General features: G+C 62.7%; 26 protein-coding genes. 16 read left to right on the top strand and 10 right to left on the bottom strand.

The genetic code is table 11. The annotated features are described in order from the left end of the window. Positions 1–15: 15 nt before the first annotated feature. Positions 16–1,095: a tartrate dehydrogenase gene (locus tag PPGU16_RS36490; protein WP_180725685.1), complete on the bottom strand. Its 1,080-nt coding sequence runs from the start codon at positions 1,093–1,095 to the stop codon at positions 16–18. Between the two features lie 130 nt (positions 1,096–1,225). Here PPGU16_RS36490 and PPGU16_RS36485 point away from each other — a divergent pair, with 130 nt between their 5' ends. Beyond that, positions 1,226–2,143, top strand: a complete 918-nt coding sequence (locus PPGU16_RS36485; RefSeq protein WP_180725684.1) for a LysR substrate-binding domain-containing protein — start codon at positions 1,226–1,228, stop codon at positions 2,141–2,143. Here PPGU16_RS36485 and PPGU16_RS36480 read toward each other — a convergent pair. The 4 genes from PPGU16_RS36480 to PPGU16_RS36465 form a co-directional block, all read right to left on the bottom strand. Further along, positions 2,137–2,634 (bottom strand): Lrp/AsnC family transcriptional regulator, encoded by a 498-nt coding sequence (locus PPGU16_RS36480; RefSeq protein ID WP_180725683.1) that lies wholly within the window; start codon positions 2,632–2,634, stop codon positions 2,137–2,139. The genes PPGU16_RS36485 and PPGU16_RS36480 overlap by 7 nt on opposite strands. A gap of 44 nt (positions 2,635–2,678) precedes the next feature. Beyond that, positions 2,679–4,088, bottom strand: a complete 1,410-nt coding sequence (locus PPGU16_RS36475; protein WP_180725682.1) for an aspartate aminotransferase family protein — start codon at positions 4,086–4,088, stop codon at positions 2,679–2,681. 1,065 nt (positions 4,089–5,153) lie between these two features. After that, the gene (locus PPGU16_RS36470) at positions 5,154–6,080 is read right to left on the bottom strand and encodes a 2-hydroxyacid dehydrogenase (protein ID WP_180725681.1); all 927 of its coding nucleotides are present in this window, start codon (positions 6,078–6,080) and stop codon (positions 5,154–5,156) included. Between the two features lie 3 nt (positions 6,081–6,083). After that, complete coding sequence (locus PPGU16_RS36465; protein ID WP_180725680.1) at positions 6,084–6,977, bottom strand: GNAT family N-acetyltransferase; 894 nt, start codon at positions 6,975–6,977, stop codon at positions 6,084–6,086. A 199-nt stretch (positions 6,978–7,176) separates the two neighbouring features. Between PPGU16_RS36465 and PPGU16_RS36460 the strand changes: the two genes are divergently transcribed. Continuing rightward, the gene (locus PPGU16_RS36460) at positions 7,177–7,341 is read left to right on the top strand and encodes a hypothetical protein (RefSeq protein ID WP_180725679.1); all 165 of its coding nucleotides are present in this window, start codon (positions 7,177–7,179) and stop codon (positions 7,339–7,341) included. 62 nt (positions 7,342–7,403) lie between these two features. Further along, positions 7,404–7,889 carry a universal stress protein gene (locus tag PPGU16_RS36455; RefSeq protein ID WP_180725678.1) on the top strand — a complete coding sequence of 162 codons (486 nt, stop codon included), beginning with the start codon at positions 7,404–7,406 and terminating at the stop codon, positions 7,887–7,889. A 44-nt stretch (positions 7,890–7,933) separates the two neighbouring features. Here the strand turns inward: PPGU16_RS36455 and PPGU16_RS36450 are convergent, their stop codons facing one another. Further along, positions 7,934–8,218, bottom strand: coding sequence for a hypothetical protein (locus PPGU16_RS36450; protein ID WP_180725677.1), 285 nt, complete (start codon positions 8,216–8,218; stop codon positions 7,934–7,936). A 9-nt stretch (positions 8,219–8,227) separates the two neighbouring features. After that, positions 8,228–8,437: a hypothetical protein gene (locus PPGU16_RS36445; protein WP_007583220.1), complete on the bottom strand. Its 210-nt coding sequence runs from the start codon at positions 8,435–8,437 to the stop codon at positions 8,228–8,230. Positions 8,438–8,748: 311 nt separating this feature from the next. Here PPGU16_RS36445 and PPGU16_RS36440 point away from each other — a divergent pair, with 311 nt between their 5' ends. The 8 genes from PPGU16_RS36440 (at position 8,749) to PPGU16_RS36405 (ending at position 16,820) form a co-directional block, all read left to right on the top strand. Further along, positions 8,749–9,078, top strand: coding sequence for a hypothetical protein (locus tag PPGU16_RS36440; protein ID WP_180725676.1), 330 nt, complete (start codon positions 8,749–8,751; stop codon positions 9,076–9,078). A 106-nt stretch (positions 9,079–9,184) separates the two neighbouring features. Next, positions 9,185–11,353: a hybrid sensor histidine kinase/response regulator gene (locus PPGU16_RS36435; RefSeq protein WP_180725675.1), complete on the top strand. Its 2,169-nt coding sequence runs from the start codon at positions 9,185–9,187 to the stop codon at positions 11,351–11,353. Continuing rightward, the gene (locus tag PPGU16_RS36430) at positions 11,350–12,984 is read left to right on the top strand and encodes a response regulator (RefSeq protein ID WP_180725674.1); all 1,635 of its coding nucleotides are present in this window, start codon (positions 11,350–11,352) and stop codon (positions 12,982–12,984) included. Before PPGU16_RS36435 ends, PPGU16_RS36430 begins: the two co-directional genes overlap by 4 nt. Further along, positions 12,981–13,613 carry a response regulator gene (locus tag PPGU16_RS36425; RefSeq protein WP_180725673.1) on the top strand — a complete coding sequence of 211 codons (633 nt, stop codon included), beginning with the start codon at positions 12,981–12,983 and terminating at the stop codon, positions 13,611–13,613. The genes PPGU16_RS36430 and PPGU16_RS36425 overlap by 4 nt, the downstream gene beginning before the upstream one ends. Before the next feature lie 173 nt (positions 13,614–13,786). Beyond that, the gene (locus tag PPGU16_RS36420; protein ID WP_180725672.1) at positions 13,787–14,662 is read left to right on the top strand and encodes a type 2 periplasmic-binding domain-containing protein; all 876 of its coding nucleotides are present in this window, start codon (positions 13,787–13,789) and stop codon (positions 14,660–14,662) included. Positions 14,663–14,906: 244 nt separating this feature from the next. After that, positions 14,907–15,434, top strand: coding sequence for a phasin family protein (locus tag PPGU16_RS36415; RefSeq protein WP_180725671.1), 528 nt, complete (start codon positions 14,907–14,909; stop codon positions 15,432–15,434). Positions 15,435–15,623: 189 nt separating this feature from the next. Then, the gene (phbB, locus tag PPGU16_RS36410; protein WP_180725670.1) at positions 15,624–16,367 is read left to right on the top strand and encodes an acetoacetyl-CoA reductase; all 744 of its coding nucleotides are present in this window, start codon (positions 15,624–15,626) and stop codon (positions 16,365–16,367) included. 294 nt (positions 16,368–16,661) lie between these two features. After that, positions 16,662–16,820 carry a hypothetical protein gene (locus tag PPGU16_RS36405; protein WP_167352384.1) on the top strand — a complete coding sequence of 53 codons (159 nt, stop codon included), beginning with the start codon at positions 16,662–16,664 and terminating at the stop codon, positions 16,818–16,820. A 38-nt stretch (positions 16,821–16,858) separates the two neighbouring features. Here PPGU16_RS36405 and PPGU16_RS36400 read toward each other — a convergent pair whose 3' ends face one another. Continuing rightward, on the bottom strand, positions 16,859–18,106 hold the full coding sequence (locus PPGU16_RS36400; RefSeq protein ID WP_180725669.1) for a LysR family transcriptional regulator: 1,248 nt from the start codon (positions 18,104–18,106) through the stop codon (positions 16,859–16,861). A gap of 40 nt (positions 18,107–18,146) precedes the next feature. After that, complete coding sequence (locus tag PPGU16_RS36395; protein ID WP_180725668.1) at positions 18,147–18,848, bottom strand: GntR family transcriptional regulator; 702 nt, start codon at positions 18,846–18,848, stop codon at positions 18,147–18,149. A gap of 38 nt (positions 18,849–18,886) precedes the next feature. Here PPGU16_RS36395 and PPGU16_RS36390 point away from each other — a divergent pair, with 38 nt between their 5' ends. The 5 genes from PPGU16_RS36390 to surE all read left to right on the top strand — a co-directional run bounded on the left by PPGU16_RS36390 (position 18,887) and on the right by surE (position 23,609). After that, a complete protein-coding gene (locus PPGU16_RS36390) occupies positions 18,887–19,384 on the top strand; it encodes a hypothetical protein (protein WP_180725667.1) in 498 nt (165 codons plus the stop codon). 106 nt (positions 19,385–19,490) lie between these two features. Next, positions 19,491–20,834: an MFS transporter gene (locus PPGU16_RS36385; RefSeq protein ID WP_180725666.1), complete on the top strand. Its 1,344-nt coding sequence runs from the start codon at positions 19,491–19,493 to the stop codon at positions 20,832–20,834. A gap of 84 nt (positions 20,835–20,918) precedes the next feature. Then, on the top strand, positions 20,919–21,461 hold the full coding sequence (locus tag PPGU16_RS36380; protein WP_180725665.1) for a hypothetical protein: 543 nt from the start codon (positions 20,919–20,921) through the stop codon (positions 21,459–21,461). A gap of 62 nt (positions 21,462–21,523) precedes the next feature. Then, positions 21,524–22,744 carry a porin gene (locus PPGU16_RS36375; protein ID WP_180725664.1) on the top strand — a complete coding sequence of 407 codons (1,221 nt, stop codon included), beginning with the start codon at positions 21,524–21,526 and terminating at the stop codon, positions 22,742–22,744. Between the two features lie 82 nt (positions 22,745–22,826). After that, positions 22,827–23,609: a 5'/3'-nucleotidase SurE gene (gene surE, locus PPGU16_RS36370; RefSeq protein ID WP_180725663.1), complete on the top strand. Its 783-nt coding sequence runs from the start codon at positions 22,827–22,829 to the stop codon at positions 23,607–23,609. A gap of 94 nt (positions 23,610–23,703) precedes the next feature. Here surE and ypfJ read toward each other — a convergent pair whose 3' ends face one another. Next, the gene (gene ypfJ, locus PPGU16_RS36365; protein ID WP_180725662.1) at positions 23,704–24,567 is read right to left on the bottom strand and encodes a KPN_02809 family neutral zinc metallopeptidase; all 864 of its coding nucleotides are present in this window, start codon (positions 24,565–24,567) and stop codon (positions 23,704–23,706) included. Positions 24,568–24,759: the final 192 nt, after the last annotated feature.

Raw genomic sequence — 24,759 nt, 5'->3', positions numbered from 1 at the left:
AAAGACTCCTGTGATTCAGGCGAGGCGATGCGCAATCGCCGCGCCGACTTCAGCCGTATTCGCCTTGCCGCCGAGGTCGCCCGTATGCGGGCCTTCCTTGAGCACGGCTTCGATCGCGGCGAGGATCGCGTCGTGTGCTTCGCGTTCCTTGCCCGCGCCGTTGCCGAGGAAATCGAGCATCATCGCCGCCGACCAGATCATCGCGATCGGATTGGCGATACCTTTGCCCGCGATATCGGGCGCGGAGCCGTGCACGGGTTCGAACAGCGACGGGAACGTGCGGTCCGGGTTCATGTTCGCCGAGGGCGCAATGCCGATCGTGCCCGTGCAAGCCGGGCCGAGGTCCGACAGGATGTCGCCGAACAGGTTGGTCGCGACCACCACGTCGAAGCGATCCGGATTCAACACGAAGCGTGCACAAAGAATATCGATGTGCTGCTTGTCCCACTTCACGTCCGGATAGCGCGCGGCCATCTCGGCGGCGCGCGCGTCCCACCACGGCATGCTGATCGAGATGCCGTTGCTCTTCGTTGCGACGGTGATCTTCTTCTCGCGGCGCTGCGCGAGATCGAACGCGAACTTGAGCACGCGCTCGGAGCCTTTGCGCGTGAAGATCGACTGCTGCATCACGAACTCGCGCTCGGTGCCTTCGAACATCGTGCCGCCCACCGACGAGTATTCGCCCTCGGTGTTCTCGCGCACGATCATGAAGTCGATATCGCCCGCCTTGCGGCCCGCCAGCGGCGACGGCACGCCTTCGAACAGGCGCGCGGGACGCAGGTTGATGTACTGGTCGAACTCGCGGCGGAACTTGAGCAGCGATCCCCACAGCGAGATGTGATCGGGCACGGTGTCGGGCCAGCCGACCGCACCGAACAGCACGGCGTCGACGCCTTCGAGTTGCCGCTTCCAGTCGTCGGGCATCATCTGGCCGTGCTGCGCGTAATAGTCGCAGCTTGCCCATTCGATGTGCTGGTAGTCGAGGCCGATGCCGTAGCGCTTGCTGACGGCGTCGAGCGCGCGCAGCGCTTCGGGCATCACTTCCTTGCCGATGCCGTCACCGGGAATCACTGCGATGCGATAGTTGCGGGTCATATGCGTCTCCTCGTCGGGAAAATGTCGGAAAGGGTTCGGGTCATTCAGGCCCAGCGTTCACTAACGACTAGTCTATTCCTGATTAACCGTCATAAAATCGCGCTTTCGGTTAAGCCACTATGCACGAACTGTGAATAAATCGCCGAACCTCGACGACCTGCGCGTGTTCTGCACGGTCGCCCGCAATGCCAGCTTCAGCGCGGCGGCGGACGCGCTGTCGGTGTCGCCGGCGTATGTGAGCAAGCGGGTGAACATGCTCGAAGCGGACCTGGGCACGCGCCTCTTTCATCGCTCGACGCGCCGCGTCGCGATCACGGAAGCGGGCGAGCGCGTGTATGCGTGGGCCGAAAAGATTCTCGACGACGTCGACCGGCTGGTCGAAGACGTGTCGACCACGCGCCGCGTGCCGCGCGGCACCCTGCGCATTTCGAGCAGCTTCGGCTTTGGGCGCCATGTCGTGGCGCCGGCACTGGTGCGGCTCACCGAGCGCTATCCGCAACTGAGCGTGCGGCTCGACCTGTTCGATCGCATCGTCGATGTGGCGGGCGAGGGCTTCGATCTCGACATTCGTATTGGCGACGACATCGCGCCGCATCTGATCGCGAAACGGCTTGCGGAGAACCATCGCGTGTTGTGCGCGTCGCCGGAATACCTGAAGCGTCACGGCACGCCGCGACAGCTTGCGGAGCTTGGCACGCATCAGTGCCTTGCGATCAAGGAGCGCGACCATCCGTTCGGCATCTGGCGTCTGACGGAGCGCGGCGAGACCGTCTCCGTCAAGGTGACGGGGCCGCTGTCGACCAATCACGGCGAAGTGGCCGTGCAATGGGCGCTGGCGGCGCGCGGCATCGTATTGCGTTCGATGTGGGACGTGCGCGCGCTGCTGGAGTCGGGCGCGCTCGTGCAGGTGCTGCCCGGTGTGACGCAGCCCGCTAACGTGTGGGCCGTGTATCCGGCGCGGCTGGCGTCGTCGGCGAAGGTGCGCGTGTGCGTCGATTTCCTGGCGGACGAGTTCGGCCGCCTCGCCGGGCCGGGCGCGCCTCAGTGATGGTTCTGTGAGAAGAGTGTTTCGAGCGGATAGTGCGTCTTGACGAACGGCGTCTTGATGATCACGTAGCTGAAATACTTTTCGATGCCGATGTCGCGCTCCAGCAGCCCTTCGATGATGCTCTGATAGTGACTGACGCTGCGCGTGATGAACTTGAGCAGATAGTCGTAGCCGCCGCTCGCCAGATGACATTCGACGATCTCGTCGACATCCCTGATGGCGTTGACGAACTTGATGAAGTCTTCGCGGCGATGGTCGGCGAGCGTGACCTCGGTGAAGACGATCTGCACATCGCCGAGCTTTTCGAGCTGGATCTGCGCGCCGTACCCGATGATGTAGCCCGCCTTCTCCAGACGCTTCACGCGGATCAGACAAGGGCTGGGCGACAGCCCGACTGCGTCGGCCAGTTCGACGTTCGTGATGCGTCCTCGCTTTTGCAACTGCGAGAGGATGCGCAGATCGATTCGGTCCAGTTTGCAGTCGGTGCTCATCGTGAGTCGGTCGGTCCCGCATGTCGAAGGGTCGGTCGATGTTATCACGCAGCCGCGCGGCGTTTAAATTCGATCGAACCCTTCAGTGCGGCGCGCACGTCGGCTTGCGCGAGCACGTCGTCGAGCGTCTTTTCGAGGCGCTCGAACAGCAGGTCGAACTCGCTTTCCGTGTAGCAGAGCGCGGGCGCGAAGCCGAGAATGTTGTCGCCGAACGCGCGGAACACGAGACCGTTCGCATACGCGGCCGCGGCGATGCGGTCGGGCAGTTTCAGCGCCGCGTCGAAGCCCTGTTTCGTGTCCTTGTCGGCGACGAGTTCGAGCGCGCCGAGCAGACCGCGATGCCTTGAGTCGCCGACGAGGGGATGCGCGAGCAGCGCGTCGAGCCCTTGCGCGAAGCGCGGCGCACGCGCCATACCGTTCGCGAGCAGGCCACCTTCGTGATAGAGGCGCATCACTTCGAGGCCGATCGCGGCGCTGACGGGGTGGGCCGAATAGGTGTGCCCGTGACCGATCGCCGCCGCGACGTCGCCGCCATCGGCGATGCCCTGATAGATGGCATCGGACATCAGCACTGCGCCCATCGGCGCATAGCCCGCCGTAAGGCCCTTGGCGACCGTCATCAGGTCCGGCTCGACGCCTTCTGCTTCGCAGGCGAACAGTGGCCCGGTGCGGCCAAATCCCGTAATGACTTCGTCGGCGACGAACAGGATGTCCAGCTTGCGGCAGGCTTCGCGCATGGCCTTCAACCAGCCGACAGGCGGCACGATGACGCCGCCCGAGCCCTGGATCGGCTCGCAGAAGAAGGCGGCGACGTTGTCCGCGCCGAGGGCTTCGACTTTCGCTTCGAGCGCGGCGACGGAGGCGGCGATCAGGGCGGCGTCGTCGGCGAAATCGTTGCGGTATGCGTAGGGCGACGGGATGTGATGTTGCGTGGGCAGCGGCACATCGAAGTTGCGATGGAACGCGGGCAGCGCGGTGAGGCCTGCACCGATCGACGACGAGCCGTGATAGCCGCGTTGCAGCGCGATGATGTGCTTCTTCGACGGACGGCCTGTCGCGTTGAAGTAGTGGGTGATGAAGCGCAGCGCGGAGTCGACGGCATCCGATCCACCGAGCGTGAAGTACACGTGCTGCAGCGACGCGGGCGCGAGTTCGACGAGCTTTGCGGCGAGTTCGATGGCGGGCTCGGAGCCGAAGTGGAAATAGCCTGTCGCGTAGGGGAGACGTTGCAGTTGTCGTGTCGCTGCGTCGACGATGCTTTGGTGGCCGTAGCCGGTGTTGACGCACCAGAGACCTGAGAACGCGTCGAGCAGTTCGTTTCCGTCGATATCGCGCAAGTAGACGCCTTGGGCGGAGTCCAGCACGGTGACGCCGCGGGCTTCGTGCGCCCTGTAGCTGACGACGGGGTGGATCAGGTGCTTGCGGTCGGCTTCGATGAGGGATCGGTTTGGCATGAGGTGGGTCTCGGTTCTTTCTTCGCTCTCGCGGGTGCGAGGCGGACCGTTTCATACTACAGAGAGGGGGTTGGCGCTTGATTCGCCAAATAAATCCTTGAATAGCGTGGATGTGGTTTTTTTGGGGGGTGGGGCGGCATTTTGTGCTGAATTGGTTTTTTTTGTCTGCGACGCTGGGTGGGTTGCTGGTGTTTGTGGTGGCTGAGTGAGCGGTTTGGTTTTGCTCGTGCGGTCGCTGGCATCCGCGTTTCGTTACTGGTGCTTCACGCGTTGCCCCTGTGCGGGGCGGCACCTACTTTTCTTTGCCGCCGCAAAGAAAAGTAGGCAAAAGAAAGCGGCTAACACCGCCAGTTCTTGTTCTTATCCACGGGCCCCCCACGTCCCCATGCTCCACGCGGCAGCCTTGCTGTTCGCGTGCGTTGCCAACGCTTTGTATAGAAGCCTCCCCTGCTTCAGGCACCCATACACGGGCGAACGGCAGCGAATGGTATGTGCCGCCCAGGCGGCAAACTATGTGTAGGTTGTCGCGTTGTATAGCGTGGCGCTCATACAGGGTGGAACGCGTGCGCTATCTGTCCGAAGTGAGGCGTGTGAGGTACTACGGCCTACACACAGTTTGCCACCTGGGCGGCAGCGGACGATCTGGCGCCGTGTGCTGTGACGCGGGCACATGAAGCGGGTGAGGCGTGTGAAGTGCTACGGCCTACACACAGTTTGCCACCTGGGCGGCAGTGGACTATCTGGCGCCGTGTGCTGTGACGCGGGGACATGAAGCGGGTGAGGCGTACGGAGAGAACGTTGGCAACAAACGCAAAAAAGCAGGTCGCCGTGTGAAGCGTAAGAACCGTTGGGGGCCCTCAGGCAAACACAAGAACTGGCGGTGTGAGCCGCTTTCTTTTGCCTACTTTTCTTTGCGGCGGCAAAGAAAAGTAGGTGCCGCCCCGCACAGGGGCAACGCTAGCGAACCAATAACATCACGCGGATGCCAACGCAAAGACCAAAACACCACCGACAACGCCTGCGCCGCAAAAGCAAAAACGCCCCAGCGTCGCAGACGAAAAAAACCTAATACCCCCGCCTCCGATCAACCTCCCCAACCATAGTCAATCCCTCACGCCGCCGGCGAATATTCTCCAGCACCACATCAACCGCACTCTCAGGCCGAGTCGCACTAGCAATATGCGGTGTAACCCTGACCCGCGGATGCACCCAGAACGGATGCGACTCCGGCAACGGCTCCGGATCCGTCACATCGAGAATGGCATTCTGCAATTGCCCGCTATCGAGCGCATCGAGCAGATCCTGCTGATTAACCTGCGGACCGCGCCCGACATTGATGAAAGAAGCCCCTTTCGGCAGCATGCCGAACAAACGCCTATCCAGCAGGCCACGCGTGGCATCGGTCAGCGGCAGCAGGCACACGAGCACATCCGTCCGGGCAAGAAACGCATCGAGCGCATCGACCCCAGCAAAACACTCGACACCTTCGAGCCGATGCGCCGACCGACTCCACCCCGCGCAAGGAAACCCAAACACCCGCAAACGCTCCAGCACGGCAGTGCCCAACATGCCAAGCCCCAGCACCCCGACGCGCCGCGTCGAAGCCGCCCGCACGGGCATCTCACGCCAGACCCGCTGTCGCTGCTGCAAAGCGTAATCGAACAGATCGCGATGAATGGTCAGCACAGCATGCGTCACATACTCGACCATGCCTTCGACGATCCCCGGCTCGATCATCCGCACAACGGCAATATGCGGCGGCACCCGCGACAGATCGAACTGATCGATGCCCGCGCCCACCGAAAAGATCACCTCGAGATTCGGCAGCGTGCGCGCCGGGTCCTCGGGTGGCTGCCACGCTGCGAGATAACGCACGGCCGCCGGATCGCCGATGTCCGGCCACAGCCGGAAAGGAATCTCGGGCGCCTTCTGCGCGAAGTGCTGCGCCCATAGCTTGCCGCGTTCGGGATCGGCCTTATAGAGAAGCGTCATGATTTAACCGAGTGCCTGATTGACGATAGCGAACTGCACGACGGCAGGATCGCTTGCCGGTGCGCCGTTGCGGGACATCTTGACGACCGTGTCGACGCATTTGAGGCCGAGTGCTTCGAGCCACGGTGTGAGCCCGCTGTCGCCGGGTGTATCGATGCGGGTGAATGCGCCTGTGTTCGCCGCAAGGCAATGCGAGATCAAGGCTTGCGCAAGGCGCGCCGATTCGTCGGCGACGTGCGCTACGACGACGGGCCCGATCGCATGTCCGCGCCCGAAGGGCCGCAGTAACGCGAAGCCGAGTACAGAGCCATCCCGCTCCAGCACAACGCCCTGCGCAACGTCGAGCAACGCAGGCAGCAGCGCACTGCGATCGAGGCCGCCCGCGCGCGAAGCAAGATCGATCAGACGCGGCGTGTCGGCGGATTGCAAGGAGCGCAGTTGTTCGCCCGGTTTCAGCGCGATCTGCGGCACGCGAAAGTCAGCGGCCTGGTGCTGGTTGATTGTGCCGATCGCGTGGAAGCCGAGCTTTTCGTACAGCGGCTGGCCGGCAGGCGTCGCATGTAGCACCGTGGTTCGCCCGCCGAGCATTTCGAGCAGACGCTCCATCAGCTCGCGTCCGATGCCTCGCCCTTGCTGGTCCGGCGACACGATCACCATGCCGAGCGACGCGCCGTGCTCGCCATACTTCCAGCACAGCGCCGTGCCGACGATGCGATCCCCGCTCAGCGCGACAAAGCCGCCGCCGGCACCGGCGACCAGGCGCCAGTCGTCGGCGCGATGCGGCCACTTCACTTCGAGCGACAGCGCGTGCGCGGCGGCGATGTCGTCGGGCGTGAACGGCCGGAAGGTAATAGTGGAAAGCGCGGAAAAGGCGGAAAGCGGTTCGGGCGTGGACACGAAAGCTCCTCTGGCTGGATACGCCCGTCACTTTGGCATGTCGTGGGTGCAAAGACTAGGACGATCCTGTTGCGACAGGCGCACGCCATTTTGCGCAGCGCCGCAAAGCGCATCGTGCCGGGGTCGTGGTTCGGGCAAACAGCCGCCGCAATGCGGTCTATCATGGAAAGTACAGCATTCATCAGCGCAGGAGCACACCATGCCCTCCGAACCGTCCGCTGAGCCGACCGCCAAACCTCTCGACCCCGCGCAAAACGTATCCGGCAAGCAGCCGGCCAAGCCCGCGAAAGACGACCTTCCCGACGCCGCCGCGGCCGAGCCCGTCCCGCACGAGCATCTTCCGAGCCGAAGCGACGACAACTGACCAACAGCGAAAGCGCCGCTCAATCAAGGCTCGCACCGGTTCAAACCGGAAGGGAGCGAATCATGCAGAACATCCTGGCAGGTTATGACGGGTCGCCGTCCGCGCGGCATGCCGTCGCGTTCGCAGTCGATCTGGCGAAGCGCTTCGATGCGCGCCTGCATGTGCTCGTCGTCGCGCGCGCGCCGGACTGGGGCGCCATCGAGCTCGAAAGAAAGGAAATGGTCGACTACGAGTTGCGTCACGCGAACGAAGTGCTCGACGACATCAAGGCAAAGCTCACGTCATCGAACGATCGCGCCGAGTTCGATCTCGTGATCGGTCAGCCGGCGAAAGAGATCGTGCTCTACGCAGAGCAGCACGACATCGATCATCTCGTGGTCGGGCATCGCGGGCATACGCCGTTCGACCGCTGGCTGATCGGCTCCGTCGCGCGTCAGGTGCTGGCCTATGCGCCGTGCGCCGTGACGATCGTGCGCGATCCGGCGTCGATGAAGAAGCGCTTCGCAAAGAGCGCGCAGCATGCGGTGGACGAAGCGCCGTTCGTGTGAGGCGGGAATCGCAGACGATGCGTGAAGCGCGGGTAAAACACGCGTCACGCGTCAGTTGGCGCAGCATCGTGGCCGAGCTTCTCGGGCCGCGTGCTGAAGCGCGGCTCGTCGATCCATGCCGCGAGCCAGTCGTGAAACTGGCCCCAGTCGTCAGCAAGGTCGAGTTCGCGTGCGCCCGGCTGGCCGCGGGCGCCGTCGCCGATCCATGCGTAGACGGTGCGCGCGCCACCCCACCACGCGATCATGCCGTCCGTCAGTTCGGCGATGGTCCCGTCGGGCAGCGCCCGTAGCAGCCGCGACAGGCGCGCGTCGAATTCGTCGAATCTCATGCCCGGCCCTCAATGCACGACGCCGAAGAACGCAATCGCGCCCTCGGCCGGCGTCAGTCCCGCCTTGAAATACCCTTCGAGCCGGTCGGCTGTCGATTCGTCGAGCGTGAAAGGCGGGTGAACGAGGCCCACCTTGAATGCATGGTCATACCAGTCGCTGATCCACGCGCGCAAATCGATCACGTAAAGCGGCAGTGCGTTCGAAGCGTCGTCATACATATGCGTCTCCCCCATGCCCGATGATCCAATGCTAGGGGCAACGCGATGCAGCGCCAATCGGCAGCGGCGGATTGTGTATTCAGGAAATGCTGATTTGAAGCGTCAGGATTTCCCTGGGCGCGAGCGCGGGAATCGCTGACGTACAAGGGTTTCTACGTATCGGCGGCGGCTTGCGCGCGCGAACCGCGTTAAGGATTTCCTGACACGCGAATCAGGATGTCGCACGCGGGTTTTACAGCCCGTGCTGACTGCGACACACATAATGGCCGCAGATCATCAGGCATCGAAATGCAACATCGAGCCGACGCGTCATGATTGCCTATCTGTCCGAGCGTGAGAATGTCGTGGAGCAGGTCAACTCGCTCTGTCTGCAGCTGTTCGACACATGGTGCGAATCGCGCAGCGTGACGGCGCTGGCGTATCTGATGCACTGCTGGCCTTTGATGGAAAGCACGCCCGCTGCGTTGAGACGGCTCGGCGAAACGATGTGCGAGTTGCGGCGCTATCACGCGGACCAGCTCGACGCGCACGGTTTTCAGGCGCTGTGCGAAATGGCCGACCTGATCGACGAACTCGTCGGGCGGCCGGTGCGCACGGTCAGATTGACGGCGTTTGGCGAACTGCCGGAAGTGGCGGGGTAAAAGGACAGACGTTTCAAGCGCCCGGCCGACTGACCCGGCCCATGGACCGCGCTTTGGCATCGAGTGCAGAATAAGACAACCAGAACGGCGGCACTCGCGGGGTGATATGGCTCTCGACAGGTTCGACGCAGGATGGAGCGGGCTCCGTTACGTGCGGCGCAGCGTAGTGCTGCGGCTGCTCGGGACGGTGCTCGCGTTCAGCTGCGCGATCACGCTGATCCTCACGGCCGTGCAGCTATACCGCGACTATCAGCGCGGCGTCGAGCAGATCCAGAACCGCCTCGTCGATATCGACCGCAGCTATCGCGACAGTCTTGGCGAAGCGCTCTGGCGTCTGGACCAGCCGCAACTCCAGCTCGAACTCGAAGGCATGCTGCGGCTCGCCGATATCCGCGCGGCGGAAGTGCGCGAGCTGCCTTCCGTCAGCTCCGCGATGATCGTGAGCGTGGGGCAACGCATGCCGGGTATGACGATCGCCCGCGAATTTCCAATCATGTACCGCGTGCAGGACAAGGTCGAGCAGATCGGCACGCTGTACGTGGAGGCGACGCTCGCCAACCTCTATCACGACCTGACGCGCACGGCGCTCGTGATACTCGTGAGCCAGGGCGCGAATACGTTTCTCGTCGCGCTGTTCACGTTTTACATTCTGTGGCGGCTCCTCACGCGGCATCTCGCGGCGATTGCGCGCAGCGTCAGCGACTACGACTTTCACGAGCCGCAGCATCCGTTCGTATTGCAACGCAAGCCGCCGCGCGAGCCGGACGAACTCGACCGCGTGGTGTCGGCATTCAACGCAATGGGGATGCGGCTGCATCGCGCGTATCTCGACGAACGCGAAGCGGCCGTCGAGCGCGAAGCGCGGCACCTGGCGGAAGCGGCCAATCGCGCGAAAGGCGAGTTCCTCGCGAACCTGAGCCACGAATTGCGCACGCCGCTCAACGGCATTCTCGGCTATGCGCAGATTCTCCGGCGCGACAGTACGCTCAGTTTGCGTCAGCGCGACGGCGTCGCTGTGATCCAGCAGAGCGGCGAGCAGCTGCTGGCGCTGATCGACGAGACACTCGATTTCGCGAAGGTCGAAGCGGGCAAGCTGCGCATCGAGATTTGCGACGTGCCGCTGGCGGGCCTGGTCGATTCGATCCGCGAGATCATCGGCGTGAAGGCCGGGCAGCGCAAGCTCGCGTTCGACTGCACGGTCGCCGACGACGCACCGGGAGGCGTGCGCGCCGACGAGCACCGTTTGCGGCAGGTACTGCTCAACCTGTTGTCGAACGCCGTGAAGTTCACCGATGCGGGCTGCGTGCGCCTGTTCATCGGGCGCGCAGAAAACGGTGCGGTCCGCTTCGAGGTCCACGACACGGGCATCGGCATTGCGGCCGAGTATCACGAGACAATCTTCCTGCCGTTCGAACAGGCAGGCGGCGCGGAACGCCGCGCGGGCGGCACGGGGCTCGGCCTCGCGATCAGCCGTCAATTCGTGCGTGCAATGGGCGGCGAAGTGAAGGTCGAAAGCACGCCGGAACGCGGCAGTGTCTTCTGGTTCGAGTTGCCGGCCGCGCTCGTCGAGCCGGCTGCCGCTCGTATTGGCGGTGTCATGGGTGCCGCCACGCTCATCACGGGCTACGAAGGTCCGCGCCGCAAAGTGCTCGTGATCGACGACGTGCAGATCAACCGCGCGGTCATCGTCGAGATGCTGACGCGGATCGGCTTCGACACTGTGGAGTCCGCGAGCGGCGCCGACGGCATCGCGCTCGCGCAAACGGAATATCCCGATCTGATCCTCACGGACATCGTGATGCCCGGCATCGACGGTCTGACTGTGACGCGGCGCTTACGCGCAATACCAGCCTTCGCGCACACGCCGATCATCGCGATCTCGGCGTCGCCGTTCGGCGTCGACGGCGCAAGGAGCCTCGAAGCGGGCGCGAACGCGTTCGTCAACAAGCCAGTCGATTTCGACGTGCTGCTCGCGCGGATCGCGGCGCTGCTCGGCATCGAGTGGCTTCGCGAGGCGGTCCAGCAGCACGCCGCCAGATCGCCCATGCCGGCGACCCTGCCCGCCAGCATCCCCGCCGCCGCGATGAACGAACTGCATCAGCTCGCGCGCGACGGCAACATGAGCGGCATCGTGCAATGGGCGGAGCGGATGGCGGCGGGCGACCCGTCGCACGCGGTGTTTGCGGCACGGCTGCATCAACTGGCGCGTGCCTGGCAGTCGAAGGCGATCCTGCAACTGGTGGAGCGCTATCTCGAAGGGAACACGGCATCATGAGCCACGTCGCTGCGTCCGCCGTGCCGTCGGGCACGATCCTGATCGTCGACGATACGCCCGCCAATGTCGGCGTGGTCGTCGACAGTCTCGAGGCGCGCGGCATCCGCGTGCTGGTTGCGCTCGACGGTATGGAGGCGCTCGAACGCGCGGCCTTCGCGCAGCCCGATCTGATTCTGCTCGACGTGAAGATGCCCGGCATCGACGGCTTCGAAACCTGTCGACGGCTCAAGCGCGACGAGCGCACGCGCGATATCGCCGTGATCTTCATGACATCGCTGACGGGCAACGAAGACCGCGTCGAAGGGTTTTCGTCGGGCGGCGTCGATTACGTGACCAAGCCGCTGCGCGTCGACGAGATGCTTGCGCGCGTCGGCGTGCATCTCGAACTGCGCGCGATGCACAAGCAACTCGTTGCGCAGAACCGGCAACTGCTGGCCGAAGTGGCAGTGCGCAAGGAAACGGAAGCGGCGCTCGAACAGGTGCGCGACGATCTCGAACGGCGCGTTGCGTTGCGCACCGAACAACTGGCGCGCGCGAACGCGAACCTGCAGGCGCAGATCGACGAACGCCGCCGCGCGGACGCCCGTTTGCAGGCGAGCGAGGCGCGCTTTCGCGCGATCGTCGAAACGAGCCCCGTGCCGTTGTGCATCACGTCGATGCCGGACGGACGCATCCTGTACACGAACGAGCCGCTGCGCGCGCTGTTCGGCATGGGCGAGGGCATGGCGTTGAACATCGCCAACATCGCGGACTTCTACGCAGACCCGGATGAACGCGAGCGGCTGATCGGGCATCTGCGCACGGAGGGCAGTCTGCGCGATACCGAGGTCTGCTTCCGCCGTCCCGACGGCACGCAATTCTGGGCGATGGCGACCGCGCGGGTCGCGACCTACGACGATTCGCCCGCCATCTATGTCGGCCTGAACGACATTACCGGGCGCAAGCAGATGGAACAGGAACTGGTCGAGTCGCGCGAGGAGCAACGCGAGCTTTCCGCGTACATGGAGGCGATCCGCGAAGAGGAGAGAAAGCGCATCGCGATGGAGATTCACGACGAACTGGGCCAGTTGCTGACCGCGCTGAAGATGGACGTCTCGCTGCTGAAGATGCGCCTCGCGTACGACCCGGAAGCATTGAAAAAGGCCGATGACATGCGCGAGCTGGTCGAAGGCACGATCTGGATGGTGCGCAATGTCGCGAGTCACCTGCGGCCCGCCGCGCTCAACTTCGGGATCGTATCGGCGCTCGAATGGCTCGTCGACGAATTCAACCGGCGCAACGCGATTCCCTGCGAGCTGCGTATCGAGGGGGGCGAGCCCGCGCTGTCGGACGCGCACGCCACGGCGGTGTTCCGCATCGTGCAGGCGTCGCTGACCAACGTGGCGCGTCATGCGAACGCGACGCGTGTCGACGTGTCGCTGATTTCAACGGCAACCCATCTCGAACTGCATGTGCGCGACAACGGCTGCGGCTTCGATCTGCAGGCGGCGCACCGCGATTACTCGTATGGCCTGCTCGGCATGAACGAGCGCGCGCGGCTGATCGGCGCAACGCTGTCGATCGACAGCGCGCAAGGCACCGGCACGACAGTTTCGATTCACATTCCGCTCGATGGCGGGCTCAAACCATGATCAGGATACTCATTGCAGACGATCACGCGATCGTTCGCGGCGGACTCAGGCAGATCATCGCGACGACGAGTGACATGGTCGTCGCGGCGGAAGCGGCGCACGGCGCCGAAGTCGTCGACAAGCTGCGCAGTTGCGCGGTCGACCTGCTGTTGCTCGACATGACGATGCCAGGCATCAGCGGCGTCGATCTGATCCGCCGCGTGCGGGCCGAGCAGCCTGCGTTGCCCGTGCTGGTGCTGAGCATCCACGACGAGGCGCAGGTCGCGTCGCGCGCGCTGCGCGCCGGCGCGACAGGTTATCTGACGAAAGACAGCGATCCCGATGTGCTGCTCGCAGCGATCCGCAAGCTCGCGGACGGCGGACGCTTCATCGATCCGAAGCTCGTCGATGCGATGGTCTTCGAAACGCATCGCGGCGACATGCCGCCTCACGAGGTCCTGTCCGACCGCGAGTTTCAGGTGCTGCAGATGCTGGCGGCGGGCAAGAGCATCAACGACATTGCCGACACCTGTGCGCTCAGTGCAAAAACGATCAGTACACACAAGATGCGGCTGATGCAGAAACTCGGCCTTGCGAACAATGCCGAGGTGATCCGCTACGCGATCCGCCATGGGTTAATCGTCGAATAGGCGCGAAAAACAGGTTTCACATGCTCGAAGTGGTTGAAGGCTTCGAGCAAGTATTGCGTTTGCAATATGTCAACGGGTTTGTCCGAATGTCGATGCCGGCACGCTCCGTGACACGATCTGGGCAAGCCTGATAGCGCAAGATCTGCACGTTCCCGTATTCGTCTCTCGTACTTATGCATCGCAGGCGCTTCCTCTTCGCCGCAGCGAGTGCTGCGGGCGCCTCGCTCGCCGCACGCGCCGCACCGGGCGAGCACTTCGAAATCGTCTATCCACAGATCCGGCCGGGCAGGGACGTGCATGCCGCTTTCGCGCTCGCCACGCTCGATCTCGCGATGAAAGCGGCCAACGCGTCCTATACGACGCGGCAAGTCGAACTCGTGATGGAGCGCGGCCGCGCGCTCGCTGAACTTGCGGCCGGCACGACCATCAATCTGCACTGGACGAGCATGGAAGCGCAGGCCGAGCGCGGCCTGAACGTCGTGCATATTCCGATTCATCGCGGCTTGATCGGGTATCGGGTGTTTCTGATCAGGCAGGACAGGCAGCCCGATTTCGACCGCATCGAAACGCTCGACGATCTGCGTTCGATGACGGGTGTTCAAGGGCTGGGCTGGATCGACACCGAGATCATGCGCAACGCAGGTCTCACCGTGCAGACGACCTCGAGTTACGAAACGATCTTCAAGATGGTCGAAGGCCGGCGCGTCGACTATTTTCCGCGCGGCGTGATCGAAGCGTACCCGGAGATCGAGTCGCGCAAGGACACCGAGCCGAGCCTCGCTGTCGAGAACCGCTTGCTGCTCGCGTATCGCTCGGATTTTGTGTTCTACGTGTCGCCAAATCAGGCGCGGCTCGCGGCGACCATCGCGCGAGGCTTCGCGACGGCCTGGCGCGATGGCTCATATCTGAAGTTGTTCAACACACATCCGTATATCCAGAATGGATTGAAGCGCACGAATCTGGCGAACCGGAAAATCATTCGTCTGGACAATCCGTTTCTATCAAATGAGGATCGCGCGATTCCCGACATGTACTGGATGCATCTTTAGCGCGTCGCTGAAACGTAATCAGCCATGATTTGTATCAACATTTGGGAAATGAGCGCTAAAACCTAGGGTAACTACCTACAAAAGACCATTTATTAATTGTCAAATGATGTGTTTAGAATGACGCTTCAAATTGTGCTTCGCACAACAATCGTTATGCGAACACACATGCTTTTTGCATGACACAGCGCGGCCCCGCTGTGCATGCGGCATGGATCTAATTAGTAAGACTAACGGAGTCGCGTCAATGAACACACGGAATTCCGTAGGTGTCATTTCGGCGTGGGAGCCAGGCATCTCCGCTCTCCACGCATGGGCCAATCCCTTCGTTCGCGAAGGGCAATCCGTCGTTGCGCTTAATCTGCATTTGATTAGCCAGTTGAATGGCGAGGCGCTGAAAACCATGAGCATGATCAGCAGTGCTCAGAGGCCGGATGAATGGGCCGCAATCCAGTGGAATGCGCTCAATACCGGCATGTCGCTATGTGCGGATTACGGCCAGGAATTGGGGCGTATCGTTTCGCAGCTGAATGCAGCGCTTCAGGAAGTCGGACAAACACAAGCGAAAAAGAACGACATCCAGTTGCGCTGCGCCGTCGATGCCATCCAGAGCCGCACGCAAGCAGCGGCATCGGCCATGAAGTCGGCTGTCGCGACGGCGCTTTCCACTGCGCCGACGCCCGAAGCGCTCGCGCAGCAGCAAACCGAAGAGGCGATCGCGCGCGCTGCGAGTCCGCAGGCCGCTACGCGTCCTCACAAAGCGGTTGTCGATTAATCACCTTAAGCACAGGCATACGCCGAACCATCTACCGACACGCGACGTCGCAGGGAATCGCGAAACGCGCGCGCTGCAGTGAGCGGCGACATAAAGGATCAGTCGGGGAGACCAGTCAACGGCTGTATCTGCGAACCAGCCGGTTGACGATCGGGAAGTTTCGCAATGAACGACTGACAGGTGTAAAGGATGACTAATCGAATTGCTGTGGTAACGGGCGGTATGGGTGGTCTGGGCGAGGCTATCAGTGTCCGTTTGCACGACGCCGGCTATCGCGTGGTCGTGACGTGCTCGCCCGGCAACACGTGCTCGGACGAATGGCTGGCCGCGATGGAAGCCTCAGGCCGCGCGTTCTACGCGTATACCGTCGATGTCGCCGACTACGACTCGTGTTACGCCTGCGTGGCGAAGATCACGGCGGAGATCGGTCCCGTCGACATCCTCGTGAACAATGCGGGCATCACGCGCGACATGACGCTGCGCAAGCTCGACAAGGTGAACTGGGACGCCGTCATGCGCACGAATCTCGACTCCGTCTTCAACATGACGAAGCCGGTCTGCGAAATGATGATGGAGCGCGGCTGGGGACGCGTGATCAATATCTCGTCGGTGAATGGATCGAAGGGATCGGTTGGGCAAACCAACTACTCGGCGGCGAAGGCGGGCATGCACGGCTTCACGAAGGCGCTTGCGCTCGAAGTGGCGCGCAAGGGCGTGACCGTCAACACGATTTCGCCGGGTTATCTCGCGACGAAAATGGTCACGGCGATTCCGCAGGAGATCCTCGACACGAAGATCCTGCCGCAGATTCCCGCGGGCCGGCTGGGCAAGCCGGAAGAAGTGGCTGCGCTGGTCACGTTCCTTTGCTCGGACGATGCGGGTTTCATTACGGGCGCGAACCTGGCCGTGAACGGCGGCCAGCATATGAACTGATTTCGTATCGACAATAAACAAGGGCCCACGCAAGTCCAGAGATAGCGGAAAGGGCCTGACAAGGAAGAAGTGGTGGAGACAAAACAACAGCTTTATCAATGCCGGTGCACGAACCAGATCGTCGTCGTGAACCGGACTTTTGGGCCGCGTACGCCTGCGGATCGCGACGCGGGTCGATACCGCGAACTGGTTTTCGAGCAGTGCATGAACTCAGGCAATTGTCCGAAGGCGGGACAGTGCCCGCTCTGAAAACATGGCGCGACATTGCAGGCGTAGCTGTTACAGGGGATGGCAATGAACGAAACATGGATTGTGACTGCTCTCGGGGGATCCGTGCTGTTGATTGCGTTGCTGTCGGTGGTGCAGCACTACCGTCGCGAGCGGTCGCGCGCGGAATTGCTGAAGAATCTCGATCACCATAGCTGGTGCCGCTTCTCACGCGTGCGACGTTGACTTCGACCAGCCAGTAGCCGCGCGGGTCTCCGCGCGGCTTACGCTTCCACCATGCTGATCGTGCGCGCGACGTCGACGACGGCAAGACGTATCGCGTCGATCAACGCCCGCGCGGCCGGGGACGGCGTCCCCGCGCCGCGCATCGTGAGGCCGATTTCGCGCCGCGTGTTGTGCAGCTTTACATCGAGCACGACCAGTTCACCCGACTGACATTCGTAGTGCAGTTGCTGTGCGGACAGTGCCGCGAGCATGTCCGTGCCGAGCAGCAGTCCGCGAATCACCGCGAGGTCCGCCGTTTCGACGGACGGCATGGGCGGCTTCAGTTTGATCCGCTTGAATTGCGCTTCGAACAGCCCGCGTGCCGGCGCGTGGCTGCGCGGCACGATCCATTGCACGTTCTGCAGATCGGCGAGCGTCAGGCCGCGCGCGTTCGCCAGCGGATGCGCGCGCCGCGCGAGCACGACCATATCGTCCGACATCAGGCGCTCGTTCATCAGGCCACTCGATGCATCGTTCTCGCGCAACGCGCCGAGAATGAAATCGATATCGCCGGCGCGCAGTCCCGCGACCAATGTTTCGTATGCGCTCTCGTCGGTGATGATGCGCACGCCCGGATGCTTCGCGCTCATGCTTGCGATCGCTTTCGGCAGGATCAGCGTGCGGCCGAGCGGCAGCGCGCCCACTGTCACTGCGCCCTGAATGTAGCCGTGCAACGCGGCGATATCGTCGGGTACGTGGCGCAGTTCGTTCAGCGCGCGGCGCACGTGCAGCAGGAACGTTTCGCCCTCCGTGGTCAACAGGATGCCGCGCGGATTACGATGGAACAGTTGCAGACCCGAGCCGCTCTCGAGCACGCGAATCGCCGTGCTCACGGCCGGCTGGCTGATGCCGAAAGCCTTTGCCGCGCTCGGCATATGCCGATGACGCGCGAGCGCCGAGAACAGTTGCAGCCGCCGCGTATTGAGCAGGTAGGCGGGCAACGAACCTTCCGCCGCAGGACGGCGGCGCGCCTGACGCGCGGCGCACCATTGCGCGAGTTCTTCCAGCTCCGCGAAGAGCCGTTCGCAGCGATTCAGCACTGCGCGGCCGACGGGCGTCGGCAGCATGCCGGAAGGCTTGCGGTCGAACAGCGGTTCGCCCAGCGCGGCTTCGAGTTCCTGCACCGAACGCGTGACGGCCGACTGCGCACGAAACAGCGCGGAAGCCGCGCGCGTGGCACTGCCCGTATCCGCGACGAGTTTGAACGCGCGCAACTGTGCGATGTTGAGAAGATCTTTGCTGCTCACGGAATAGGCCAGAAGAAAGTACTAAAAGCCGCAATCGCCATCATGCCGCGCCCGCGATCAGATGCAGCGTCGGCAACGACAGATTGAGGCTTTCCTTCGATATATGCGTGTGTTCCTTCATGAGCGCGTCGACGCGCGCGCCTTCGCCATTGACCAGCGCATTGACGATCGCATGATGTTGCCGGTGCGCATACGTGAGCATCGAGAACTGGCGGTCCCGAGCGGATTCGTCGAATGCAATGGTCGATGGCGCGACGAAGGGGATCTTGTCGTTCAGGCTCAATGCAGCGCTGATTGCGGCGTTCTGCGAGGCTTCGATAATCAGCGCGTGAAAACGGCCGTTCATCGCTGCATAGCGCAAGTCGTCGCCATGCTTCAACGCGCCCGCGTTGAAAATCTCGTCGCCCTCGCGCAAACATGTATTCAGCGATGCGGCGAGTGCCGCCGACACGCCATTTTCCGCGACCATCCGCGCAGCGAGACCTTCGAGCACGCCGCGCACGTCGATTGCATTCAGCACGTCGCGCACGCTGAAGCGCCGCACCACGAAACCGCGCGCACCCGAACGTTCGAGCAGTGCTTCACTTGCCAATACGCTCAACGCGTAACGCAGCGGCGTGCGGGATACGCCGAGCCATTGCGCGAGTTGCGCCTCGACGAGACGCTGGCCGGGCGCCAGTTCCCCTGCGAGGATCTTTTCGCGCAACGTGTGAACAATCGCTTGCTGGGTTGTCTCGTTCATGTGTTTCTACTCATCGGCTGGTCAGTATAACGGCGCTCATGATCGCGCAACAACGCCGTTTCAACGCATTGCGACTTGATTCGCTTGCCATCTGTTCTGTTTATCGGCATGTACGACTGCCGATAGCGAAGCGAACCGGCTCACCCACGTCTCGGGATACCACAGAGCCTGATCTGTCGGGCAATCGGGCCGCCTACCACCGGCTCGCGCATCCCGTTCCGCCTTGTCTTACCGAATCTGACCGGCCTTTCATGTGGTTTACCCGCACTACCGGGAGTGGATGCCATTTCTATATCTTTGTATCCCAAGATAGCCGCAAGTTCAGGAAGCAGGAAGACCGCGAGCTATCCGACTGGCGCGCGAGCGCCGCGCAGCGTGAAGTGACGGAAGACATCGAAATGGCAAGGATTATGGGTGGTATCGGAACGTCGAACATGCCGACTGTGACGATCACGAATCTCGGCATGCACACCCGTATGCGGGGCGAAATACGGGAAGCGGTCCTGACGATGCGTCGAGTACCTGAAGCGGTGTAGCGAGCGCCGCCGCTGAATCTTCCGTAGTCGCTTTTCTCCTTCGATACAACAAGACCCCGGGTTCGACAGAAGCCCGGGGCGGGGCACCTTTTTTTCGGAGACATCTATGAAACCAACAGAATCAGTCGACATCAAGGCGTTTATCGACGAACGCAAGATGTCGGCGTACCAGTGGCTCGTGCTCGTGCTGTGCTTCTGGATCGTCACCATGGACGGGCTCGACACGGCCGTCATGGGCTTCGTCGCGCCCGTCATCATGCATGACTGGAACGTGAGCCGCGCCGCCTTCGGGCCCGTGATGAGCGCCGCGATGGTCGGCCTCGCGGTGGGCGCGCTGGTAGCCGGACCGATGGCCGATCGTGTCGGGCGAAAGAAAATATTGATTGGCTCCGTGTTCTGCTTCGGGCTTTTCAGCCTGCTCTGCGCGTTCGCGGAGACACCCACCGCGCTCGTGATCCTGCGCTTTCTGACGGGCCTCGGTCTCGGCGCCGCGATGCCGAACTCGACGACGCTGCTGTCCGAGTACGTGCCGTCGCGCAGCCGTTCGCTGCTGCTGACGATCATGTTCACCGGTTTCAACTTCGGCTCGGGCGCAGGCGGCTTCGTTGCCGCGTGGCTGATTCCGCATTTCGGCTGGCGCGCGGTGTTCATGTTCGGCGGCATTCTGCCCGTCGTCAGCGTGCCGTTGCTGCTGTGGCTGTTGCCCGAGTCCGCGCGACTGCTGCTCGTGCGCAAGGCCGTCACGGAGCGCATTGCGCGCACCTTGGGACGTGTCTGCGGGCACCGCTTCGCTGACGACGTTCGCTTCACCGCGCCGGAACCCGTCGTTGCCGCAAAAGCGCCCGTGCGCATGCTGTTCGCGGACGGCTACGCGATGAGCACGCTGATGCTGTGGGTCACGTACTTCATGGGCCTGCTGATCATCTATCTGCTGACGGGCTGGCTGCCGACGCTCATCAAGGACGCGGGCCTGCCCGTCGAACGCGCAGCGGCAATCACCGGCATGTTCCAGCTGGGCGGCACGGTCGGCGCGGTGGCAGTCGGCTTCGCGATGGACCGGATGGACCGCAATGCCGTCATCGGCTGCTCGTATCTGCTCGGCGGCGCGTTCATTTTCGCGCTCGGCATGGGCACGCTCCAGTCGGGCACGCTGCCCATTCTCGTCGCGTGTGCCGGCTTCTTCATGAGCGGCGCGCAAACGGGCCTCAACGCGCTCGCGCCGAGCTGCTACCCGACCCGTGCGCGTGCCACGGGCGTCAGCTGGATGCTGGGATTTGGCCGGCTGGGCGGGATTCTGGGTTCGCTGGTAGGTGGCGCATTGCTCTCGCTGGGCTTCAGCTTTGCGACGGTGTTCTCGGTGCTCGCCGTGCCTGCCGTGATCGCTGCCATTGCGATCGTGATGAACCGCGTTGCGTTGCGCTTCATCACGAGTCCAGTGGCCGATGTCTGAAGTCAATACGTGAAGTTCGCCGATGGCCATGCGCCATCGGCTTTCGAAATACCCGATGTTTAAACCGGCATGAGGAGACACGAGATGGCTGGCAACTTCAGCATTAGCGGAAAAGAACTCGGCGGCAATGCAGCGCTGAATGCGTCAGGCTGGCCGAGCGTATCCGCGATGCTTCGTGCGGGACTGGCGGCCGGGCTGCTCGGCGCGGTGATCATCTGGATCTACGAAGCCGTCGTATGGGTCGGCATCCAGCATCTGATGCCGCTCGCGGGCATTCCGCGCAACGCGACAGGGCTGGTGTTCGGCAAGGCGGTGCAGGAATCGATCGGCGTGTGGGCGTATGTCGTCGGCACGGGCATTCACTTCGTTTTTGCGCTCGGGTGGGGCGTGCTGTTCGCCGCGATCTGGCCGTACTTTCAACGCCGCGGATACGAAGCGACTTTCGTCGCGCTCTTTTACGCTGTGCTGGCGTGGATCGTCATGCACGTCGCGATCATCGTCGTCTCGGACAACCACCCCGATTACACGAACCCCAATGTCGTGATTGGCGGCTTTATGTCTCATTTCTTCTTTACCGTGCCATTGGCTTTGACGGTGAAGCGGAAGCTGAGCGAGTACAGAACATAACGACACAACGGTTTTAAAGAACTCAAACAGCAGCAAAAACCAGGAAGATGGAGGTCACAAGAATGAAGAGGAGTACCAGTAGCGTCAAGGCGGTTGTCATCGGGGCGGCGATCGTCGGCGGGGCGCCGGCGTTTGCGCAGAGCAGCGTGACGTTGTACGGCATTGTCGATAACGGACTGGCGTATCAGAGCAGTTCGACATCGCTTGGATCGACGAGCGGCGGGCACTCCGTCGTCAAGATGACGCCGGGCGTGTGGGCGGGCAGTCGCTTCGGCCTGAAAGGCGCGGAAGATCTCGGCGGCGGTACGAAAGCGATCTTTCAACTGGAGTCGGGTTTCAATTCGGGGACGGGCGCGCAGCAGTACACCAATGCGATGTTCGGCCGTCTCGCGTATGTCGGCGTGACGAATCCGACCTACGGTACGTTCACGGCAGGCCGCCAGTACGCTTCGTACTATCAGCTGTTGTCGCCGTATAGCCCGACGACCTGGATCACGGGCTTCTACGGCGCGCATCCTGGCGATATCGACGGGCTCGACACGATCTATCGCGCGAACAATACGCTCGAGTACACGTCGCCGAAGCTGTACGGCGTGACGGTGAGCGGCTCGTATTCGCTCGGCGGCGTAGCGGGCAGCGTGAACCAGGGCTCGACATGGGCGACGGCGATCCAGTACGCGCTAGGCCCGATCGGTCTCGCGGTCGGCTTCTCGCGGATCAACAATTCGACCTCGGGCGGCGGCGCGTGGGGCGCGGATTCCACCACGACGAACGGCGGCTCGCAGATCGGCGTATCCGCGTTGACGAACGGCTATCAGACGGCGCGCGCGCAGCAGCGTTTTGCCGTGGGTGGCGGCTATACGTTCAACAGCGCGTGGGACGTCACGGCGACTTACTCGAATGTTCAGTACATTCCCGGCATCAATTCGAAGTTCACCGGTACGGCGATCTTCAATACGGGTGGTGCCGTGCTGCACTGGAAGCCGGCTGTGACGTGGGACTTTGCCGCGGGCTACAGCTATACGCGTGCTACCCGCTCGAATGGCATTACGGATGCCGCGTCGTATCAGCAGTTCAACCTGTCCCAGTACTATTCGCTGTCCAAGCGTACGGGCCTCTATGCACTCGAAGCGTATCAGCACGCGAACGGCAAGACGCTCGGCACGAATGGCGCGGGGCAGATCATCGACGCGACCGCGAGTATCGGCGATGGCTTCAACTCGACGCCTTCGTCGTCGGCCAGTCAGTTTGCGTTTGGCCTTGGTGTGATTCATCGCTTCTGACGTGAAGCGCAAGCCGGACCGGTGAAGCCGGTTCGGCTTGTGGTAGCGTAACGGCATCTGTCCGTTACCGGTATCTCACGTCATGTCCGCATCCTTCAGCAAGGTCCCCCGCGTTCTTCTCACCAACGACGACGGCATCGACGCCCCCGGCCTCGCCGTGCTCGAAGCCGTTGCCAACGAGTTGGCCGACGAAGTATGGGTCGTCGCACCCGAGCACGATCAGAGCGGCACGTCGCATTCGATCAGCCTGCATTCGCCGCTGCGCGTGAGCCGCCAGGGCGAGCGCCGCTTCGGCGTAGTGGGCACGCCCGGCGACTGCGTCGTGATGGCCGTGCGTCATCTGATGCGCGACAGGCGGCCGACGCTCGTCCTGTCCGGCATCAATCGCGGCGGCAATCTCGGCGTCGAGACGATGTTCTCCGGCACCGTCGGCGCGGCGATGACAGGGCTGCTGCTCGGTCTGCCGTCGATTGCCTTGAGTCAGACCTTCCGGGACCGCGAGAACGTGCGCTGGGATACGGCACGCGCGCTCGCGCCGGGCGTGATCCGCCAGTTGCTGGCCATCGAGCACGACGCGCCCGTTTGCCTGAACGTCAATTTCCCCGATGTCGATGCCTCGGCGGCAGGACCGCTGACGCCGACGAAGCAGGGCGTGGGTCTCGTCGAAGGGATCGACGTGCTGCCGCAGGTCGATCCGCGCGGCCTCGAGTATCACTGGCTGCGCTTTCAGCGTGGCCCGCGCGAGAACGCGCCGGATAGCGAAACGGCCGTGGTCGCATCGGGGCGCGTGTCGGTGACGCCGCTTTACTTCGATCGTACGGACGAGAATACCTTTGCGAAGCTGTCGGCGTCGTTGAGCGCTTGAAGCTGGTGAGGCGCCCGGAGCGATGGGTCCGGGCGAAGTCGCCGCGTCACGGGCTGCAGATGCGTCGGCAGCGCGAATCGATGAAGCACCGGGATTACAACGACTGCGCGGAGAACGTGTCGCATTGACGGATATCCCCCGTCGTCATGCCACGCCGTAGCCATCGCTGACGCTGCTCACTCGTGCCATGCGTGAATGCGTCGGGCACGACGCGTCCCTGCGATTGCCGCTGTAGCCGGTCATCGCCGATCGCGGCGGCTGCGTTGAGACCCTGTTCAAAGTCTCCCGGTTCTATCAGCCTCGCATTCTGTTTCTGCGCGACGGCTGCCCACACGCCGGCGAAGCAATCTGCCTGCAATTCCAGGCGCACTGACAAGGCGTTGCCACGTGCCGCAGACATACGCGCACGCGCGGCTTCATACTTATCGGAGATCCCCAGCACGTTCTGAACATGATGGCCGACCTCATGCGCGATCACGTACGCTTGCGCGAAGTCACCGCCCGCACCGAAACGGTCGCGCAATTCGCGGTAGAACGACAGGTCGATATAGACAGTGCGATCGGGCGGGCAATAGAAAGGGCCCATGGCGGACTGACCGGTACCGCACGCGGTACGCGTTGCATCACTGAAAAGTACGAGCTTGGGTGCTGGATAGTCCTGATCGAAACGCGTCCGGAAGATATATTGCCACGTACGTTCAGTGTTGCCGAGCACACGCCGAACGAACTGACTGCCCTGATCCTCGACGGGGCGTGCGCTTGTCGGCGCCTGATGCTGCGGCGCGTTACCTTGGAGCACTTGCGCGCCGTTGATGATCGTCATCGGGTTGATGCCGAAAAAGTAAGAAGCGGCCAGCGCGATGATGATGGTCCCAAGACCAATGCCGCCGCCTACCCGCATCCCGCCGCCTCTGCGGTCTTCGACGTTCTGACTTTCTGCTTCATCATCGAGGCGCATGTTCGTTTCCTCTGAATGGCTCGCGCACTTGCGAGTGGATATCGATCGTCATTGTAAGCAGTTTATATGCCCGTTTCCGCGCGACCAGCGCGAGTCTGGCGAGGCTGTATGACGGCGGCTGCGTAGCGTGGTCTTGCGCGAGAACGGCTTCTACAGCGCGACGGATCCTCAGGCGCAGCGACATGCGTACAT

This window comes from Paraburkholderia largidicola (genome assembly GCF_013426895.1).
Classification (GTDB): Bacteria; Pseudomonadota; Gammaproteobacteria; order Burkholderiales; family Burkholderiaceae; genus Paraburkholderia; species Paraburkholderia largidicola.
The sequence above is the reverse complement of the archived record's forward strand: the minus strand, read 5'-3'. Positions and strand labels throughout refer to the sequence as shown.

Excerpts from the sequence above, each read along its gene's own strand:
- PPGU16_RS36460 (WP_180725679.1), top strand. The coding sequence starts at position 7,177 with ATGCCCTCCGAACCGTCCGCTGAGCCGACCGCCAAACCTCTCGACCCC.
- PPGU16_RS36380 (WP_180725665.1), top strand. The coding sequence starts at position 20,919 with ATGGCTGGCAACTTCAGCATTAGCGGAAAAGAACTCGGCGGCAATGCA.
- PPGU16_RS36405 (WP_167352384.1), top strand. The coding sequence starts at position 16,662 with ATGAACGAAACATGGATTGTGACTGCTCTCGGGGGATCCGTGCTGTTG.
- PPGU16_RS36375 (WP_180725664.1), top strand. The coding sequence starts at position 21,524 with ATGAAGAGGAGTACCAGTAGCGTCAAGGCGGTTGTCATCGGGGCGGCG.
- PPGU16_RS36455 (WP_180725678.1), top strand. The coding sequence starts at position 7,404 with ATGCAGAACATCCTGGCAGGTTATGACGGGTCGCCGTCCGCGCGGCAT.
- ypfJ (WP_180725662.1), bottom strand. The coding sequence starts at position 24,567 with ATGCGCCTCGATGATGAAGCAGAAAGTCAGAACGTCGAAGACCGCAGA.
- PPGU16_RS36475 (WP_180725682.1), bottom strand. The coding sequence starts at position 4,088 with ATGCCAAACCGATCCCTCATCGAAGCCGACCGCAAGCACCTGATCCAC.
- PPGU16_RS36470 (WP_180725681.1), bottom strand. The coding sequence starts at position 6,080 with ATGACGCTTCTCTATAAGGCCGATCCCGAACGCGGCAAGCTATGGGCG.
- PPGU16_RS36395 (WP_180725668.1), bottom strand. The coding sequence starts at position 18,848 with ATGAACGAGACAACCCAGCAAGCGATTGTTCACACGTTGCGCGAAAAG.
- PPGU16_RS36430 (WP_180725674.1), top strand. The coding sequence starts at position 11,350 with ATGAGCCACGTCGCTGCGTCCGCCGTGCCGTCGGGCACGATCCTGATC.
- PPGU16_RS36415 (WP_180725671.1), top strand. The coding sequence starts at position 14,907 with ATGAACACACGGAATTCCGTAGGTGTCATTTCGGCGTGGGAGCCAGGC.
- PPGU16_RS36385 (WP_180725666.1), top strand. The coding sequence starts at position 19,491 with ATGAAACCAACAGAATCAGTCGACATCAAGGCGTTTATCGACGAACGC.
- phbB (WP_180725670.1), top strand. The coding sequence starts at position 15,624 with ATGACTAATCGAATTGCTGTGGTAACGGGCGGTATGGGTGGTCTGGGC.
- PPGU16_RS36425 (WP_180725673.1), top strand. The coding sequence starts at position 12,981 with ATGATCAGGATACTCATTGCAGACGATCACGCGATCGTTCGCGGCGGA.
- PPGU16_RS36480 (WP_180725683.1), bottom strand. The coding sequence starts at position 2,634 with ATGAGCACCGACTGCAAACTGGACCGAATCGATCTGCGCATCCTCTCG.
- PPGU16_RS36420 (WP_180725672.1), top strand. The coding sequence starts at position 13,787 with ATGCATCGCAGGCGCTTCCTCTTCGCCGCAGCGAGTGCTGCGGGCGCC.
- PPGU16_RS36445 (WP_007583220.1), bottom strand. The coding sequence starts at position 8,437 with ATGTATGACGACGCTTCGAACGCACTGCCGCTTTACGTGATCGATTTG.
- PPGU16_RS36435 (WP_180725675.1), top strand. The coding sequence starts at position 9,185 with ATGGCTCTCGACAGGTTCGACGCAGGATGGAGCGGGCTCCGTTACGTG.
- PPGU16_RS36450 (WP_180725677.1), bottom strand. The coding sequence starts at position 8,218 with ATGAGATTCGACGAATTCGACGCGCGCCTGTCGCGGCTGCTACGGGCG.
- PPGU16_RS36440 (WP_180725676.1), top strand. The coding sequence starts at position 8,749 with ATGATTGCCTATCTGTCCGAGCGTGAGAATGTCGTGGAGCAGGTCAAC.
- PPGU16_RS36490 (WP_180725685.1), bottom strand. The coding sequence starts at position 1,095 with ATGACCCGCAACTATCGCATCGCAGTGATTCCCGGTGACGGCATCGGC.
- surE (WP_180725663.1), top strand. The coding sequence starts at position 22,827 with ATGTCCGCATCCTTCAGCAAGGTCCCCCGCGTTCTTCTCACCAACGAC.
- PPGU16_RS36390 (WP_180725667.1), top strand. The coding sequence starts at position 18,887 with ATGATCGCGCAACAACGCCGTTTCAACGCATTGCGACTTGATTCGCTT.